19 protein-coding genes are annotated in these 17928 nt (G+C 45.1%); 1 reads left to right on the top strand and 18 read right to left on the bottom strand.

The genetic code is table 11. The features are described 5' to 3' along the window. Window positions 1-70: 70 nt before the first annotated feature. Genes DW091_RS05470 through DW091_RS05445 form a run of 6 tightly spaced genes read right to left on the bottom strand, consistent with a single transcriptional unit; the run spans window position 71 to window position 5631 of the window. On the bottom strand, window positions 71-517 hold the full coding sequence (locus tag DW091_RS05470) for a hypothetical protein (protein WP_013381586.1): 447 nt from the start codon (window positions 515-517) through the stop codon (window positions 71-73). After that, window positions 514-1005 carry a pantetheine-phosphate adenylyltransferase gene (gene coaD / locus DW091_RS05465; protein WP_118517583.1) on the bottom strand — a complete coding sequence of 164 codons (492 nt, stop codon included), beginning with the start codon at window positions 1003-1005 and terminating at the stop codon, window positions 514-516. The genes DW091_RS05470 and coaD overlap by 4 nt, the downstream gene beginning before the upstream one ends. After that, window positions 1002-1571: a 16S rRNA (guanine(966)-N(2))-methyltransferase RsmD gene (rsmD, locus tag DW091_RS05460; RefSeq protein WP_058693958.1), complete on the bottom strand. Its 570-nt coding sequence runs from the start codon at window positions 1569-1571 to the stop codon at window positions 1002-1004. Before rsmD ends, coaD begins: the two co-directional genes overlap by 4 nt. A 12-nt stretch (window positions 1572-1583) precedes the next feature. Next, the gene (gene recG / locus DW091_RS05455; protein WP_118517582.1) at window positions 1584-3635 is read right to left on the bottom strand and encodes an ATP-dependent DNA helicase RecG; all 2052 of its coding nucleotides are present in this window, start codon (window positions 3633-3635) and stop codon (window positions 1584-1586) included. 16 nt (window positions 3636-3651) lie between these two features. Continuing rightward, entirely contained in the window at window positions 3652-5271 is a 1620-nt protein-coding gene (locus DW091_RS05450) for a DAK2 domain-containing protein (RefSeq protein WP_058693956.1), read from the bottom strand. Between the two features lie 12 nt (window positions 5272-5283). Next, window positions 5284-5631: an Asp23/Gls24 family envelope stress response protein gene (locus DW091_RS05445; RefSeq protein ID WP_058693955.1), complete on the bottom strand. Its 348-nt coding sequence runs from the start codon at window positions 5629-5631 to the stop codon at window positions 5284-5286. Window positions 5632-5786: 155 nt separating this feature from the next. On the opposite strand from DW091_RS05445, the gene rpmB reads away from it, so the two are divergent. Beyond that, window positions 5787-5975 (top strand): 50S ribosomal protein L28, encoded by a 189-nt coding sequence (gene rpmB / locus DW091_RS05440; protein ID WP_073382339.1) that lies wholly within the window; start codon window positions 5787-5789, stop codon window positions 5973-5975. Window positions 5976-6028: 53 nt separating this feature from the next. Here rpmB and DW091_RS05435 read toward each other — a convergent pair whose 3' ends face one another. The 12 genes from DW091_RS05435 to gmk all read right to left on the bottom strand — a co-directional run bounded on the left by DW091_RS05435 (window position 6029) and on the right by gmk (window position 17904). After that, window positions 6029-6673, bottom strand: a complete 645-nt coding sequence (locus DW091_RS05435; RefSeq protein ID WP_096919976.1) for a thiamine diphosphokinase — start codon at window positions 6671-6673, stop codon at window positions 6029-6031. A 1-nt stretch (window position 6674) separates the two neighbouring features. Continuing rightward, window positions 6675-7565, bottom strand: coding sequence for a ribosome small subunit-dependent GTPase A (gene rsgA, locus DW091_RS05430; RefSeq protein WP_187368455.1), 891 nt, complete (start codon window positions 7563-7565; stop codon window positions 6675-6677). A gap of 10 nt (window positions 7566-7575) precedes the next feature. After that, complete coding sequence (gene pknB / locus DW091_RS05425) at window positions 7576-9339, bottom strand: Stk1 family PASTA domain-containing Ser/Thr kinase (RefSeq protein WP_074617250.1); 1764 nt, start codon at window positions 9337-9339, stop codon at window positions 7576-7578. Beyond that, window positions 9332-10078, bottom strand: coding sequence for a Stp1/IreP family PP2C-type Ser/Thr phosphatase (locus DW091_RS05420; RefSeq protein ID WP_058693950.1), 747 nt, complete (start codon window positions 10076-10078; stop codon window positions 9332-9334). Before DW091_RS05420 ends, pknB begins: the two co-directional genes overlap by 8 nt. A gap of 4 nt (window positions 10079-10082) precedes the next feature. After that, complete coding sequence (gene rlmN / locus DW091_RS05415; RefSeq protein WP_118517581.1) at window positions 10083-11105, bottom strand: 23S rRNA (adenine(2503)-C(2))-methyltransferase RlmN; 1023 nt, start codon at window positions 11103-11105, stop codon at window positions 10083-10085. 103 nt (window positions 11106-11208) lie between these two features. Beyond that, entirely contained in the window at window positions 11209-12534 is a 1326-nt protein-coding gene (gene rsmB, locus DW091_RS05410) for a 16S rRNA (cytosine(967)-C(5))-methyltransferase RsmB (RefSeq protein WP_118517580.1), read from the bottom strand. A gap of 6 nt (window positions 12535-12540) precedes the next feature. Beyond that, window positions 12541-13239, bottom strand: coding sequence for a zinc metallopeptidase (locus DW091_RS05405; protein WP_118517579.1), 699 nt, complete (start codon window positions 13237-13239; stop codon window positions 12541-12543). Window positions 13240-13307: 68 nt separating this feature from the next. After that, entirely contained in the window at window positions 13308-14249 is a 942-nt protein-coding gene (fmt, locus tag DW091_RS05400) for a methionyl-tRNA formyltransferase (protein ID WP_118517578.1), read from the bottom strand. Then, on the bottom strand, window positions 14246-14686 hold the full coding sequence (gene def / locus DW091_RS05395) for a peptide deformylase (RefSeq protein WP_118517577.1): 441 nt from the start codon (window positions 14684-14686) through the stop codon (window positions 14246-14248). The genes fmt and def overlap by 4 nt, the downstream gene beginning before the upstream one ends. 13 nt (window positions 14687-14699) lie before the next feature. Beyond that, window positions 14700-16928, bottom strand: coding sequence for a primosomal protein N' (gene priA / locus DW091_RS05390; protein WP_118517576.1), 2229 nt, complete (start codon window positions 16926-16928; stop codon window positions 14700-14702). An 8-nt stretch (window positions 16929-16936) separates the two neighbouring features. Then, complete coding sequence (gene rpoZ / locus DW091_RS05385) at window positions 16937-17269, bottom strand: DNA-directed RNA polymerase subunit omega (protein ID WP_118517575.1); 333 nt, start codon at window positions 17267-17269, stop codon at window positions 16937-16939. A 2-nt stretch (window positions 17270-17271) separates the two neighbouring features. Then, window positions 17272-17904: a guanylate kinase gene (gmk, locus tag DW091_RS05380; RefSeq protein WP_058693942.1), complete on the bottom strand. Its 633-nt coding sequence runs from the start codon at window positions 17902-17904 to the stop codon at window positions 17272-17274. Between the last annotated feature and the right edge of the window lie 24 nt (window positions 17905-17928).

Genomic DNA, 17928 nt, shown 5'->3' with positions numbered 1-17928 from the left:
CTTTTTTAAAATTTTGTATACAGATTTATCTTATTGCAAAAAATAGGACTTAAAAAGTCCTATTCAGCCATTACTTAATTTCTTTAATTTCTTTTCGGTTCGCTTCGATTTTATCGTTCAGCTCTTTCAGCTGTACCTGGAGGTTGTAGAGTATTTTATCCGAATAATGCTGTGTCCCAATACGCAACTCTTTAGCGCTTGCCTGAGCATTTTTTATGATCGTTTCTGCCTGAGCCGTGGCGGTTCTGGTAATTTCGTTGGTATCAATCATTTCCTTCAACTTTTTCTCAGCTTCATTTTTGATCCGCTCTGCATCTCCTTCTGCTTCGACCATTATTTTTTTCTTCTGCTCTACTATTTCCCGGGCCTGTACCAGCTCTGCCGGCAGTTCCTCCCGTATTTCATCGATGATTTCCATTATTTCTTCGGGACTGACCAAAGCCTTTGACGAAAATGGCAGGGTATTTCCCTTTTCCACAAGTTCTTCCAATTCAGTTAGCAGTTCTAAAACCTTCATTCTCTAGCATCCTTCCCATATTTTATCCGTATCGCTTTTTCAACATGTGGAGGTATGAAATCTGACACATCCCCATCGAATTCCATAAGCTCCCGCACGACGCTTGAGCTCAAGTAGGAATATTGATTGTTTGTCACCATAAAAAAAGTTTCAACATCACTGTCCAGTTTTTTATTTGTCAGGGCCATCTGCAGCTCAAATTCAAAGTCCTGTACTGTCCGAAGGCCCTTCAGGATTACCTGGGCTCCTTTTGATTTTGCATAGTCCACCAGCAGAGAGGACGAAACATCAACCTCTACGTTTTCCAAATGGGCCACACTCTCTCGGATCATCGCACACCTTTCCTCACTGGAAAACAGGTAATTCTTTTTATAATTTACCATTACGCACACAATGACCTTATCAAAATGCTTTGAGGCTCTTTCTATAATGTCCAGATGACCAAAGGTAACCGGGTCAAAGCTTCCGGGATACACAGCACTTCTCATTGACCAAAATTCTCCCAACTATAAAAACTGACTAATGTCGTTCCATACTTTTTTTCTTTATATTTTGCAAATGATTTAATCGTTATTGGCATTATAACAGATTTTTCGTGTTCCATCATTATAATTCCATCAGAATTCAAGATTTTTTTCTCACAGATTTTTTCCACGATCGAAATCATGCTAATTCCATCCTTATACGGTGGATCCATGTACATCATATCACATTTTACTGAATTTTTGCATAAAAAACCAATTCCTTCTTCTGCTGAACATTTTTTTACAATTGCTCTGCTTTCGAAACCAGTCAATTTTAAATTTTTCTTAATAATACCAATGCTGTCTCTGGAAATATCAAAAAAATAGGCCTGCGGAACCCCGCGGCTGAGAGCTTCTATCCCCATGGCGCCGCTCCCGCCAAAAAGATCAACAAAAACCTGGGCTTCCCTCAGTTCTACCTGAATACTGTTAAAGACAGCCCCCTTAACCTTATCTGTCGTCGGTCTTATAAAGTCGCCGCAGATGGATACAAGGTTTGTTCCTCTTTTTTCTCCTGCTATTACACGCATTTCATTCTCCCTCTAATTCATAGAAATTTCCGATAAATTTTTGTAGAATGTTTCAATAATCCGAGCCCTGTAGGCCATTGTCTCTTTATCGCTGGAATTGTAAATTTCTGTTGCCACTCTTTTGGTTTCACTTATAAGATCAAAATCCTCATAAGGATTTAACGCTTTGAATTCGGGGAATCCGTGCTGCTTCAATCCAAAATAATCGCCCGGCCCGCGCAGACGGTAATCTTCATCTGCGATCTTCTTGCCACTGTGGTTGTTGACAATCACGCGCATCCGCTCAATGGTCTGTTCGTTTCTGGAATTAGAGACTAAAAAGCAATAGGATTGATGCATTCCCCGCCCCACACGCCCCCGGAGCTGATGGAGCTGGGACAGACCAAAACGGTCTGCGCTGAGAATCGTGATCACTGAAACATTGGGCACGTCGATCCCAACTTCAATAATACTGGTAGCGACCAGAAGGTCAATTTCACAGCTGTTAAAGGCATCAATGATCTGCTTTTTGTCTTCAGCAGGCATACGACTGTAAAGACAGGCTATGCGGTAACGGCTTCCGTAAAACTGTTTTACCTCTGAAAATACGCTTTGAATGTCCTTAACCTCACTCATTTCCTCTGACTCTTCAATGAACGGGCAAATGACAAAAGCCTGCCGTCCCTTGTTCATTTCATCTGCCATAAAATTCAAAATCTTCGGATAAGATTTCTCATTATAAAAATAGGTCTTAATTTTTTTTCGTCCTTTTGGCAGTTCGTCAATGTAGGAAACATCCAAATCGCCATAAAGAATTAACGCCAGTGTTCTGGGAATTGGGGTAGCGCTCATGACCAGTGTGTGTGGTGTTTCTCCCTTTAGACTGAGCCTCCCGCGCTGCTTAACCCCAAAACGGTGCTGCTCATCGGTGATGACCAAGCCCAGATTATAATAGGCCACGCTGTCCTGTATAAGTGCATGCGTACCGATGATCACTTGCGCCTCACCGCTGGCAATGGTCGCCAGCACCGCGTTTCGTTCTTTTGCTTTCTGTGAGCCCGTCAGAAGCTCAACACGAATGCCGTAGGGTTCAAGATACTGTTTAAAATTCGCGGCGTGCTGGTTAGCCAGTATCTCTGTCGGCGCCATATATGCGGTCTGGTAACCATTGAGTGCCATGAGATAAGCGCATGCAACCGCAATGATCGTTTTTCCAGAGCCTACATCCCCCTGAACCAGTCGGTTCATAACGATTCCCTTTTTCATATCGTCCGCAATATCATCAAGTACCTTCAGCTGGCTGGCTGTCAGTTCAAAGGGCAGGCCTTTTGTGAAACGCCTGAGCACCTCAAAATTGTCAAGACAAATCTTTGACACACCGTTTAAGGCCCGGCTGTTCATAATGCCAATGTTGATCTTCAGCGCTTCCTCAAACTTTATCCGTCCCTTTCCTTCAGCCACATCCTCGGGTGTATCCGGAAAATGTATTTTTTTAAGGGCCTGCTCTTTTGATAGCAAGTGATACTTTTTCTGGTAACGCTTTGGCAAATCGTCTTTTATGAGCATCTGCTGCTTAAAAACAGCAGCCATATATTTTTTTAGCGATTCCCCTGGAACGCCCTCAATCTTGGGATAAACAGGGGTAAGAATAAAGAAATCCTCTAGCTTGCTCTCGTGAGCAAACTGGGGATTATACATTTGACGCCGATTATTCTTTATGACAACCTTTCCGAAAAAATAATAGGTTTCATTTTCGGAAAAAATATCTCTGAGATAGGGCTGGTTAAACCAGACGATCTCGCCTTTTACCGGTTCGCCATTTTCAAGCGTTTCAACAACCGGCAGCACAAAAAGAGACATATTTTTCCGGATACGCCGCAGTGTTCCTCTTTTCGCCGCAACAGCCTTTATGGTTACAGACTCCTCAGTTTCTGTTTGAAACGAGCCCATTATTTTTCGATTCAGATACTTTCGGGGATAAAAATCAAGCAGCTCTTCAATTGTTGTAATACCGTGTTCTCCAAAAGCTTCAGCCCTTTTGGGACCGATACCCGATATGTTTCTAATTGAATCCGATGCTTTCATCTTATCCCCTCTAAATTTACTCTACCGACACAATGTAATAATACAGCGGCTGTCCGCCTTCGTTAATTTCTACATCGCAGTCTTCAAATTTTTCTTCCAGATCTTCAACCAGCGCTTCCGCATCGTCCTCAGCCACATCTGAGCCGTAATAAACAGAAACCAGCTCGCTGTCCTCGTCAACCATTTTATCCAGAAGTTCTTTGGTCACCGCAGCTACTTCATCGCCCTTCACGACGATTTCGCCGCCGAAAATACCGATAATATCATTTTTGGCAATCTTCAGGCCATTAATCTTTGTATCCCGAACCGCAAAGGTAACCTCTCCGGTTTTAACCGTCGGAATGACTTCCAGCATGTTTTTTTCATTTTCTTCCCAGTCAACCTCGGGCTGGAAAGTCAACATTGCTGTGACACACTGTGGAATTGTCTTGGTTGGAATAACATGCACATGCTTTTCTGAAATGGCCTGTGCCTGATTGGCAGCCATGATAATATTGCTGTTATTCGGGAAAAGGAAAATTTCTTCCGCATTGGTCTTTTCTATTTCATCCAGAAAATCCTGGGTGCTTGGATTCATGGTCTGTCCACCGGAAATCACACGGGTAATCCCCAGATCCTTAAACAAATTGGTAAGGCCCGCTCCCGGGGATACGGCTACAAAACCATAAGGCTTAGCTGGCTCACTGTCTTCGGCTTCCCCTTCAGGTGCGCCGAGCATTTCACGCATATTATCAACCTTCATACGGATCAGAGCGCCATAGGTCAGACCTTTTTCAAAAGCCTTGCCTGGGTGGTCAGTGTGCACATGCACTTTGATGATGTCGTCATCTTTAATGACGAGCACACAGTCCCCGATCGTATTTAAATATTCACGCAGCTCATTATCGTCCGCTTCGGCAGCGTCCTTAACGATGAATTCCGTACAATAGCCAAAGGTAATGTCCTCAGGCCGCATATTTGAATCGTCGACAAAACGCTCGCGGTCGCTGATATTCAGATGCACCTCCTGGCTCAGCTCCTGATTGGTCATTCCTTTATAGGCGCCTTCCATAATAAAAATCAAGCCTTGTCCACCGGCGTCTACCACACCAGCTTCCTTTAATACCGGCAGCAATTCTGGTGTTTTCGCCAACGATTTTTTGCCATAGGAAATGATGTTTTCAAGATAATCGTCCAGATTATCGTAACGGTCGTAATTGTCCATGGCAAATTCGGCCATTTCACGCGCAACTGTCAGAATTGTACCTTCAGTAGGCTTCATGACAGCTTTATAAGCAGCGTCTGCGGCGGCGCGAATCGCCATTCCAAGGCCCTTGATATCCAATTCTTCTTTATCTTTACAACCTTCGGCTAAGCCGCGGAGCAACTGAGACAGGATAACGCCTGAGTTGCCGCGCGCACCGATCAAAGCACCGCTGGATGCGGTCTTTGCCACACTATAAAGGCTGACGCCCGTCATTTTTTCCAGCTCGCTTACCGAATGTGAGAAAGTTAAAGACATATTGGTTCCTGTATCGCCATCCGGTACTGGGAACACATTAAGCTCATCTACTGTTTTTTTATAGATTTCGAGATTTTTCGCACCATACTCGAACATTTTTTTTAGCAAATTTCCATCAATAATTTGGGTCTTCATGCCTTCCTCCACCTACACTCTTACGCTTACGACATTAACACTGATGCGTTTTACCTTCAGTGAAGTTTGTTTTTCAACGCTATATTTTACAGCTGAAATAATATTTTCAGCCACCACAGAAATCTTTATTGCCTGCTCTACGATCACGTACAGATCGATAATCAGCTTTCCGTCGTCATCGATCTTGACGCCGACGCCCTTACTGGCCTGCTCTCCCGACATTATTTCAATCAAACCGTCCTTACCGCGCTGATGTGCCATACCGACTAAGCCGTAGCATCCCATAGCAGCGTTTCCGGCAATATCCGCAATCGCTTTACGCGAGATATCAATATATCCTAATTCATTTTCTATTTTCATTGGTAAATACTCCTTTATCTTCTTTACTCAACTATATCATATCTATTTTACATAAATATTTCAAGAAAGTCAAAATTCTTATTGCATTATTTTTAAATTTTGTGATATAATAACCTCTGTTTTAGTAGAAGAATAGCGCAAGGGAGGTTGGACAAATGGCTAAAGAATGTTTTGTATGTAAAAAAAGCGTTGTGTCTGGCAACAATGTCACTCACTCTAATAAACATAATAAAAGAGTATGGAAACCTAATTTACAAAAAGTTAAAATTGTACTTGATGGTACTCCACAAAGAGTTAATGTTTGCACCAGATGTTTACGTTCCGGTAAAGTTGAAAGAGCATAGTTCTCGTTTTAACTTATAAAAACGTGCAGGTATAATACTTGCACGTTTTTATTTTACTCATTTATAATATCAACCATCAAAATTCCCTGCTCTACCGATATTTCAGGACATTTTTCCACTGTTACATTACTGATGCCATACCCTGGAGCAAAATGCGCCATCACACCATTTTTTACCGGATACTCAAATCCTTTAAGGTTAATTCCGCTGGCCTGATCAGTAAATGCCAGAACTGAGACGGTCGTTCCCACCGGCACATCCAGGACAGCACTGTCTTTTACCAGAAAAATCCGATTGCTTTCATTGACAATCTCACCCTGAATTCCTTCTTTTAAAAGACGGTTCAGTAAATAAAGATTTCCAAAGCTGTGATCAAACCGGCTTCCCAGAGCGCCGAGGATTACCACAGTATCAAAGCCTTTTTTTACGCAGTACTCAATAGCCAGCTCAGTATCCGTTTCGTCTTTATGTGTAGAATGGGGTTCTATAACCACACCCCTTTCTGAATAATCTGCAAGCAGCTCTGCATGGATCGAATCCATATCGCCAACTAGCAGTTGTGGCGTTATGCCCAGGGAATGAGCGGCGTTTGCGCCGCCGTCGGCACAAATCACCTGGAAATTCTCCTGGTTCTCCAGATAATTTTTATAAAAAGCTAAATTTTCATACTGCCCGTTTGTAAAAACAACTGCTTTCATTCTAATAGTCACTTCTCTTATTTTTTATTTCATCCAAAAGATAACTGTAATGCTCATAACGCACTGGGCTGATTTCACCCTTTCCAAGCTGCTCTTTCACTGCGCACCCAGGCTCACTCTGATGCAAGCAGCTCGCAAATCGGCAGGAGCCCTCCTCAAACTCCGGAAAATAAAACCGAAGATCCTCCTTCTCAATTTCGCCATCGAGCTTGAGGGATGAAAATCCCGGAGTATCCAGCAAATATCCGCCGGCCTTTAAATCCAGCAGTTCAACATGACGTGTCGTATGCTTGCCGCGGTTAAGCTTCTGGCTGAGTTCTCCTGTTTCCATGACACCTGCCTCACACAACCTGTTGGCCAACGTTGATTTACCTACTCCTGACGGACCAGCGAGAAAGGCCGTTTTTCCCTCTATTTGGCTTTCAATCGCCCGCAGGGCATCGTTGTCTTCCTGATCAAAAGCAAAGCATTTATAAGGCGTTTTCGCGTAAATATCCATAATCCTCTGCAGCTCATCTGCCTCCACAAGGTCTGTTTTTGTAATACAGATGACTGGTTCAACCTCTTTCATTTCTGAGGCAATCAGCAGTTTATCTAAAAGCAAAAGGTTTGGGCTTGGATTTTCTCCGGCAAACACAATTAACGCCACGTCTACATTGGATACAGGCGGGCGTACAAATTCGTTTTTTCTTGGTTTTATTTCATCAATTGCCAGTTCGTCCCTGTCATTTTCGACCACCTCTACAAAATCACCGACCATGGGCTTGATTTTCTGGTGTCTGAAAATGCCGCGGGCTTTACATTCTAATAAAGAAGTGGAACCGTTGGGTCTTACATAGTAAAACCCTCCGATTCCTTTGATAATTCTTCCTGAGATTCTATTTTGTTTCATGCGGCATCACTTACTGTTCTCCAGGCTCTGTTGAAGGATCTGGTTTTGGCGTTGGTGTCGGAGTTGGACTCGGCGTCGGAGTTGGGCTCGGCGTCGGCTTACCGCTGCTGACCACAAAATTGATTGACGTGCCCCGCTCAGTTTGAGTTCCCTCTGTCGGTGACTGGCTGATGACGAGACCAGCGCTCACAGTGTCGCTTTCACTGGTCGTTACCCTGCCTACGCTCAGTCCGCTGTCCTCAATCTGCGCCTCTGCGGCGGACTCACTCATCCCCACGATTCCAGGAACCGTCACGAGATCCTGTCCCTTGCTGACATAAAGGGTAATGCTGGTGCCTTCGGCAACACTGACTCCTTCGCCAGGATCAACCGAATAGACAATGCCTGTGGCAACATCGCTGTTGTACTCACGCTTAACATTCTTAACCAGCTTCAGTTTGTCGATGGCCGCGGTGGCTTCTGCCTCACTCAGCCCGATGACCTTTGGCACCGTAACATTTTGAGTTCCCTTGCTCACTGTTACCTTGACAGTCTGTCCTTTTTTCATTTCTCTTCCCTCTTCAGGATTTTGAGAAACGATTTTGCCAGATTCAACATCTGAGCTGTATACCTGGTTTTCAACCTCCAGCTTTAATCCTGCCTTTTCCAGCTCCTGCGTTGCCTGTTCCTGGGTCATGTTCTTAACGTTTGGAACCATAACCGCCTTTGTCGTCAATGTATTCACCAAGATAACGATCAGGATAATCGCCAAAATACCGCCAGCAATGGAAAAAGCTATAATTTTTTTCTTTTTCTTCCGCTGGGCCTGGACCAGATCGTCTTCTTCTTCCTCATCATCTTCATGATAACCGCTTTCGATCGGACCTGTAACCGGCTCAATTTTAAAAAGCCCTTCATCGCCGATAATCTGTGTTTCATCGCTGACTGCAGCACCGTTATCACCTACTGCCGCATTCGCGTCCACCATAATTTTCTCAAGGTCATCGATCAGCTCATCCATATTCTGATAGCGGTCTTCAGGCTTTTTATGAGTCAGCTTAACCACAATATCATTGACACTGGCCGGTATATCCGGCATGATTTCCTTCGGAGGCACCAGCTCCTCCTGAATATGCTTAATAGCAATGGTAACGGTATTTTCCTCATCAAAAGGAAGCTGTCCGGTCAGTAGCTCATAATACATGATGCCGAGGGAATAAAGATCGGAACGCTCATCCACAAAGCCGCCTCTCGCCTGTTCGGGTGAAATATAATGAACAGAGCCCATGGTCTGGTTGGTCATGGTTACCGTAGAGCTGGTGATGGCTCTTGCAATACCAAAATCCGCAACCTTTGGCACCAAATCGCGAGTTAAAAGAATGTTGTGGGGTTTTATATCCCTGTGAATAATTTTATGCTCATGAGCACATTTAAGCGCTGCCGCCACATCAATGATAAAACGGGTAGCTTCTTTATAATCGAGATGTCCTTTTTTATTCAAGTACTGCTTCAGGGTAATGCCATCCACATACTCCATAATGATATAATAGATATCACCTTCCACACCCACATCGTAAACTGAGACAATATTTGGATGGGAAAGACCCGCAGCCGCCTGAGACTCGCGGTCAAATTTCTTGATGAATTGTTCGTTTTCTGTGTACTCTTCACGCAAAACCTTAACCGCTACATAACGGTTAAGCTTACGGTCCTTTGCTTTGTAAACATAGGCCATGCCTCCGCGCCCGATCAATTCAATTATCTCGTAGCGATTGTTCAAGACCTTACTAATCATTGGCAGTTACCTCTTCCTTTGGGTTAAACAGTACAACGGTAATGTTATCATTGCCACCGTTGTGGTTTGCTAAGTTAATCAATTCCTTGGTCGCGTCTTCCAGAGAATGCGTTAAGACAATTTCCCGAATAGCCCCTTCGTCAACCATATTGTAAAGACCGTCGGAGCAAATCAAAATGACATCCTCCGTGGTTACCTGATAATCATACAGATCCGGCTGAACAATATCGTCTGTTCCGAGCGCGCGGGTAATGACGTTTTTCTGAGGATGGACACTAGCTTCCACCGAAGTGATTTTCCCCTCATCCACCAGCACCTGAACCAATGAGTGGTCCTTTGTTAACTGCTCCATTCCTTCTTTGTTAATGCGGTAAGCCCGGCTGTCGCCCACATGAATAACGCCTAAACGGCTACCATCCAATATGCACATGGTGAGAGTCGTCGCCATACCAAGACACTCTTCACAATTTCGGCTCACATCAATAATCTCGTGATTGATCGCATTGACAAAATGGTACATTTCGTCATAGTCAAAATAATTTTCGACATCTGACAGCTTTTCTTTTATATAATCAACAGCCATCTGACTGGCGATTTCACCGGAACGGTGACCGCCAAGACCATCGGCTACTGCGAAGACATAGTATTTTCTTCCACTGTTTTCAATGGTAGCTGCCAGACAAGCGTCCTGATTCACTTTTCGTTTGGCACCTATGTTTGAAGAATACGCGCACTTCATCTCATCACCTCTTCATCCCGTCTGCTTTCTGGCGCAGCTGTCCACAGGCCGCGTCGATATTATCGCCTATTTTCCTTCTAATTGTACAAGTAATACCGCGTTTTTTCAACTCATTGCTAAAAAAATTTACATTTTGGCTTCCCCTGTACACACTTTCCGTAACCGGATTCAGGCCGATTAAGTTGATGTGACAAGGCATTTTTCCCAGTATTTCAGCAAGCTCAGCTACATCTTCGGGCCGGTCATTAAATCCTTCGATCAATGCGTATTCAAATGTGATTCTTCTCTTTGTTTTTGTAAAATAATTGTTACAAACCTTAAGAAGTTCTTCAATCCGGTATTTTTTTGCCACAGGCATCAATGTTTCCCGGCGTTCCTGGAAAGGCGAATGCAGTGAAATGGCAAGGTTGATTTGAAGGTCCAGTTCTGCCAGCGCTTCAATCTTTGGGACAAGGCCACAGGTAGACAAGGTGATTTTGCGCTGTCCGATTCCCCAGCCCTCGTTTGCGATGTTTATAAATTTCAGTATATTCTCGTAATTATCCAGCGGCTCGCCAATCCCCATGATCACAACATTGGAAACTCGGATTCCTGCTTCCTGCTCTGTCAGATAAATTTGATCCAGAATCTCGCCTGCCTCAAGGTCTCGGATTTTCCCGCCTCTTGTGGAAGCGCAGAACGCGCAGCCCATCCTGCAGCCGACCTGACTGGAAACGCACAGGGAATACCCGTGATGATAGGACATCAGCACTGTCTCAATGCTGTTGCCGTCCGGCAGACGGATCAGATATTTTCGGGTTTCATCCACAGGGTCTTTCTGTATTTTTTCAATGCTTCCATGTTCGATAGCATACCGGGTTTTCAGCTTTTCCCGAAGGCCTTTCGAAAGATTCGTGCAATCGTCAAGATGCGCCGCCTTCTTTTCATACAGCCATTGATAGAGCTGTTTCCCTCTAAAGGACGGCTCTCCGGCTTCTTCCATCAGCTTTTTACACTCATTTAATGTTTTTCCAAATATATTTTCCATCAGAAAATGGATTACCTTTCTATCCAATTAAAAATCCGGCATAAAGCCGGATTCTAATTGAGTCAATACACTTTTACTTATTATAACACAAATTCTAACAAAATTAACAATCTTTTTTCAATTTTGCCATAAAAAAGCAGTCACAGCCATCATCAAGGGGGCTGGTATGAAGACCGATCCCCTCTTCTGAGACGGCTTCTATGCTCATAAAGGGGTACTCCTTCAGCACCCGCTCAATCTGCTTTTCATTTTCATCGCTGTTGACCGTACAGGTACAGTAGACCAGTGTCCCACCTGGCTTCAGGTATTGTACCGCATGATCCAGAAGCTGTCTCTGAATCCGGATCAGCTCTTTCCGGACTTTTTTCGTGATGGTATAACGTATCTCAGGCTTTCTGCGGATGATGCCAAGGCCTGAGCAAGGCGCGTCCAGCAATATCTTGTCAAAAACTTCCTGATCCTCTTGTCTGAAAATACAACCGTCTGTTTTCTGTGTTTCAATATTACGAATGCCCAGGCGGCCAGCGGTTTCCTCGATCAGCCTTAGACGGCTGTCAAAAATATCGCGGGCGACAACAGCGCCTTCATTTTCCATTAACTGGCTCAAATGGGTCGTTTTTCCCCCCGGCGCAGCACACATATCCAATACACGGTCCTTCTTTTCAGGCCCCAAAAGCCGCGCGGCCTTCATAGCCCCCTGATCCTGAACCACAAAATAGCCAGCTGTAAACAGCGGGTCACGCTGCACCTGATTCTCAAAGCTCCCCAGACAGCTTAAATGGAGAGCATCACCGTCAAGCGCTCCCTTTTCACAGCAAATCCCCTGATCTGAAAGTTTTCCTTCCAGAGTATCTCTGTCAATTTTAAGCGTGTTTACTCTTATGGTAAAAGGAGGCTTTTCATTGAGCAGAGGAATAATTTCCTCCGCCTTTTTGGCACCGAAGGTTTCATAATATTTATGGATGATCCAGACTGGTATAGAATAACGGATGGACAGCGCCTCCTTCTCATTGCTGAAGGAAGAAAAATCAAAAGTCTCATCCTCAGCCTTGTTCCGGAGTATGTTTCTGAGCACTCCGTTGATAAACCCTCTGGCCTTCGGCTTAAGCCTTCCAGCTATCTCAACGGATTCATTGACCGCAGCATAAGCCGGAATTTTATCCAAAAAATAAATCTGATAAACCGCAACCCGGAGTATTTCCAACACCTCGGGGTCCAGCTTATTCAGATCCTTTTTAATATGCTTTTTTAAAAGGTAATCCAGATACAGCTTATTTTGGAGAGTCCCGTAGACAATATTAAGATAAAGTCCACGGTCCTCTTCTTTATAATAATTTTCTCCAAGCACCTTTTTAGTTTCCAGATTGGAATAAGCGCCCTCCCTGCCGACTCTGAGAAGCGTTTTTACGGCTTGTTCACGAATTCTCATAGGCGGCTAGTTCCTGTTCCGGAGCGCTAGCAGACGCAGCAGGTTTAAAAAAGCCATAAGGGTACTGGCAACATAGGTTAACGCTGCCGCCCGAAGTACTTTTTTAACGCCCTGTTCTTCACCTGGAGCAATGAGCTGATACTCTTCCAGAGCCGCGACGGCCCTCCGGCTCGCATTAAATTCTACCGGCAGTGTGATAATATAAAACACGAGTGAAACACAGAACAAAATAATCCCAATGTTCATCAGTGTCACACCAAAGCCAGTACTGCCTCTGCCAAAAATCAGGCCGATGAAAAACAAAGGCCACGCAGCATTTGAGGCGAAATTGCAGACTGGTACGATGGCATTGCGGAAGCGCAGAGGGAAGTAACCCTCCTTGTCCTGAATGGCGTGGCCGGTTTCATGCGCCGCGACGCCGACAGCCGCAATGCTGTCCTGGCTGCCTACACCGCCAGACAAGCGCATAACCTTGTGTCTGGGGTCATAGTGGTCTGTCAGGTCTCCGCCAATGCTCTCAATCCCGACATTGCTAAGTCCGTTGATATCCAGCAGCTTCCGCGCTGCTTCGGCCCCGGTCAGACCGTTCCTGGTCCGCACACGGCTGTAGGTTTTATAGGCACTGCTGACCTGATACTGCGCATAGGCCGCTAATATAAGCCCAGGTATCAAAATCAGCATTGAACTGTAATAACTTAAAAACATTTTATTTTCCTCACAATTTTAATTATTTGTGATCCATTATACAAAAGCTCTCTAAAATCAAGCTTAATCTATTCAAACCGCGAGCCCGGAGCGATACTATTTCCATTGAAATAAACCTTTGACGGCATTCTTTTCTTACCCGGCATCTGAATTTCTCCAACCGCCAGTGCACCGTCACCTGTTTTTACAACTAATCCATGCTTTGTATCTGCCCGCAGGACTGTTCCAGGAAGTTCTTCTCCAGAATAGTCTAAGCTTTCCGGCTCAAAGCATTTTATCTTTTCACCGTTTAATTCAGTATAAGCGCCAGGGAAAGGATCGGTACCGTTAATGCGCCGTAGAATTTTAAAGCTCGTTTGATTCCAGTCAAGCTTTCCGGTAGTCTTTTCAACCTTATCTGCATAGGTTGCCTGGGCTTCGTCCTGTTTTTCAGGGACCGCCGTACCGTTTTCGAGAGATTCCAGCGTGTTGATCAACAGCTCTGCTCCTTTTTCCGCCAAAAGGTCATGAAGAAAACCGACGGTCGTTTTCGCATCGATGGGCACACTCACCTTTGCGAGCATATCGCCTGTATCCATGCCAATATCCATCTTCATGATGGTGACGCCCGACTCTGTTTCTCCGTCGAGAATAGCGTGATGCACCGGAGCGGCGCCCCGGTATTTGGGCAGCAGTGAGCCGTGAATGTTCACAGAGCCTAAAGGAGGCATAAACAGGATCTCCTCAGACAGTATCTGACCATAGGCAGCTACCACAAAGACATCTGCTTTCAGCGAGCGCAGTGCTTCGACCGCTTCCGGCGTTTTAATCTTTTCAGGCTGCAGGACCGGTATTCCCAGCTCCAGCGCGCGCTGCTTCACCGGCAGAAATTTTATCTTTTTTCCCCGCTGGTTTGGCCGGTCAGGCTGAGCGACCACAGCCGCCACATCATGTCCGGCCTCCACCAGCTTATTGAGGGCGGGAACCGCAAAATCGGTGGTTCCCATCAATACTACGCGTAATTTTGTCATTTAATTACCCTATCCAGAAACACTATGCCATTCAGATGATCAACCTCATGGCACACAGCCCGGGCCATCAGCCCCTGGCATTCCATTTCATAGCGATTACCGCTTAAATCGGTATATTCAACTGTAACGAATTCCGGCCGTTCCACTTTGCCGGAGCGGTCCGGAAAGCTTAAACAGGCTTCTTCCTCAACAACTGAGCCTTCCTGCTTTGTAATCTCCGGATTAATCAAGGTTACCGGGCCTTCACCGATATCAATCACAATCAGTTGTTTCAGCACCCCGACCTGAGGCGCCGCCAGTCCAACACCTTCCTCAGCATACATTGTATCCAGCATATCTTTTTGCAGTTCAATGATCCGATCATTTATTTCCGTAATCTCGCGGGTCTTTTTTCTGAGAATCGGATCGTCGTTTACCCGCATTTTTCTTATAGCCATTATATTCTCCTTTCTACAAGGTAGCAGGGGGATCAATCTCGATCGACACCTTTGAGGCCAACCGCTCAATTTCTCCTGCCGCCGTTATTTCTTCAATAATATGTTTAAAGGCATCCAAATCCTTTGCTTTTAACAAAATTTTCCAGCGAATCTGACCATTTCCACGAATCACGCCAGATAAAAAGGGCTCAAATATTTCCACATCCGCTCCAGATCCGCAGGCTTTTTGCAACGAACGAAAAAACTCCCGGCTGTCATCCGCCACCTGTACTTCATCCGAATGAAACAGACTGAACAGAACAAGGTGCTTTTCGGGCGGATAGCCCATGAGACGCCGATATTCAAATTCCTGTCGATAGAAATCCGAAGGATTTTCCGAGGCCAGCGCCTCGTTCGTTATATTATCCGGCTCATAGGTCTGGATCAGGCACGGCGTATTCTCGGTCATACGGTTGAAAAAGCGCCTGTAAAGCTGATAGGCGTTTTCCGATGAGCTGTAATCCCCGTGGTTTAAGTCGCCATCGATGAGCAGCGCCGCGGCTAATCCAATATTTTGAAAATTAAAATTTCTCAGCAGCATCCGCGTACCCAGAATAATATCCCAGTGTTTTTCCGCCAGCTCTTGATTGACCCTTTTGAAATCATCATAAGAGGCAATGGTCTCACCGTCCAGCTTTAAAATATTACAGTCTGGGTAACGATTTTTGAGCAGCTCATAAACCTGATCAATGCCCAGCCCCAGCGCCTTGATTTTTTTCTCTCCGCATTCGGGACAGACCGTGTTTCTTTTTTTAGTATACCCGCAATAATGACATTTTAAAACATCGCTTCCCGCGTAGTATTTTAGACTGACCCCACAGGCAGGACACTTTTCCACATAACCGCAGCTTCTGCAAAACACATAGGAGGCGTAGCCCCGCTTATTGATCAGCAGCATAGCCGTCTTTTTTTCGGCCAGTGTTTTTTCAAGACTCTCCCTGAGGCGGCAGCTCATAAAATCAAAATTTCCCGACTTCATTTCGCTCTGCATATCAACGATAACAGGCACGGGCTTTTTTCTTACAAAGCAGGGCGCATTATAGATTCCTGTCCACTCCCCGCTCTCTGTGTTTTTTACGGCGGCAACAGACGGAATCTCGTCACTGACAATCAAATCTGCGCCGCAGAGGGCTGCGTATTTCTGGGCAATGGTAATGGTGTTATACCGGGGCATGGCAGCCGCGTAATAAGATGGATCGCGCTCTTCATCGACAACGATGAGCCCAAGCTTTCTGAAAGGCATAAACAAAGCGGCTCTCGAGCCCACCAGTACTTTTATCTCGCCACAGCTCACCCGTTTAAAAATCTGGTATCGCTCCTTCTGACTGAGCTTCCCATGACAAACTGCCACAGCATTACCAAAATATCGATAAAGCAGGGCCCGCATCTCAAGGGAAAGCCCAATTTCCGGGAAAAGCATCAGGGCAGTCTTTCCACTGTTCAGGCATTCCTCTACCGCTTTACAGTAAAGCATGAGTCTGGTATCTGAATTTTCCTCAAAAATAAAGCATGGGCGGCCCTTTTGCCGTTTTTCCAAAAACTGGTGGTATAAAAATTTACTACTCTCAGAGAGTGCAATTTTTTCCGGCATTGCTTTTCCATCGGATACTGCGCAGCTTGTATCCCGTTCATAAGCTATAACCAGTCCCTTTTTCTCCAGGGTACGAAGACTGCTGCCAACCGCTCCCAAAAGCTCACAGAGTTCTCTTCTGGTGAAGTCTCTTGTCTCAAGCAGCTCAAGGATCTTTTTCTGAACCGGTCCGCGGACCGGTTCCTTTCGCACAAGCCGGTAGACTTTTTCAATGGACTCGTAGGGCTCAAAGGCGATCCGGTTCTCGTGGGGATCTTCCGCTGAAACTACCAGCCGTTTAACAACCTTCACAGGGTTTGTAAAATGATAAAGGCCCTCATAAAACAAAGCGCAGTAGGTGCTTTTCATCCAGAGACATAAAGCGATCTGTTCCTTTGTTAAAATCGGGCTTTCATCAATAACTGCTTCAAGTTCTTTGATTTTATCCGGATAAGCGGTTTCCTCTTTTACACGGACCACAAAGCCCTCAAGCTGACGGTTTCCGTTCCCGAAGGTTACGGCGACGCGCACTCCGGGAACAATGACCGACTCAAACCTTTCCGGTATTTTATAATCGTAAGGATGATCAATTCGCTTATTGGTCTGATTTAAATAAATCTCAGCAAATTTCACAACTGTTCCTATAAATCTTCAGCCATGTCAGCCGTTGTCTCCGCTTCGCTGAAAAGATCATCTTCCGGGAAAACAGCATCTTCAAAAACATCGTCAACTTCTGAGGCTTCCACAGGCTGTACGGGACGCACAAGATCCTGTGCGATTTCGGCAGTGGCAATGGAAACTGGATTATCAATGGTAATCTTGACCAGGGGTTCGTCACCGTCAATGATCTCTCTTGCTCTTTTAGCAGTCGCCAGCACCAGCTCATATTTATTGCTCGCTTTGGAAATTAAATCGTTGATGGCTGGGTAGCGCATCCCTTTACTTGTATAATTATCTGTAATATTTGGTTTCATTTCTACCTCCCTAGAATATCATTTACTTTGTTTTTCAGACGTTCAGTTCTGCATTTTTCAGCAGTGATAATGGATTCGACCTGATGCGCCGCCACATTTTTATCCTGATTAATGACAATATAGCTGTAATCATCCGCGTTGGTCATCTCATCATAGGCACAGCTCAGGCGCATTTCCATCTGCTCCGCACTTTCTGTTCCACGCATTTCAATTCTTCTGCGCAGCTCCTTCATGGACGGGGGCGCTATAAAGATATAAATACCTTCCTTGTAGTTTTCCCGAACCTTCGCGGCGCCCTGAATATCGATCTCCAATATAACATCATACCCTTCTTCGAGCAAATTTTCAACATAATCCTTTGGAGTTCCGTAATAATTATCATATACCGTTGCGTATTCCAGATATTTCCCCTGCTCAATACGCTGTTCGAACGCTTCTTTGGTGACAAAGAAGTAATCCTTCCCCGGCACTTCATAATTTCTGGGTGAACGGGTGGTCTCGGAAACGGAAAGCCGTATCTCCGGGCGGTTTTCACGCACAATTTTACACACCGTACCCTTACCGGCACAGGAAGGCCCTGAGATAACAATCAGAATTCCTTTTTCCCGTTCAAAAAATTTTTCTTCATTGCTCATATTCACTTAAACTCCTCCAATTTG

It is taken from the genome of Eubacterium sp. AM05-23 (assembly GCF_003477535.1).
GTDB classification, from domain to species: Bacteria; Bacillota; Clostridia; order Eubacteriales; family Eubacteriaceae; genus Eubacterium; species Eubacterium maltosivorans.
This window is presented reverse-complemented; position numbering and strand designations above follow the sequence as displayed.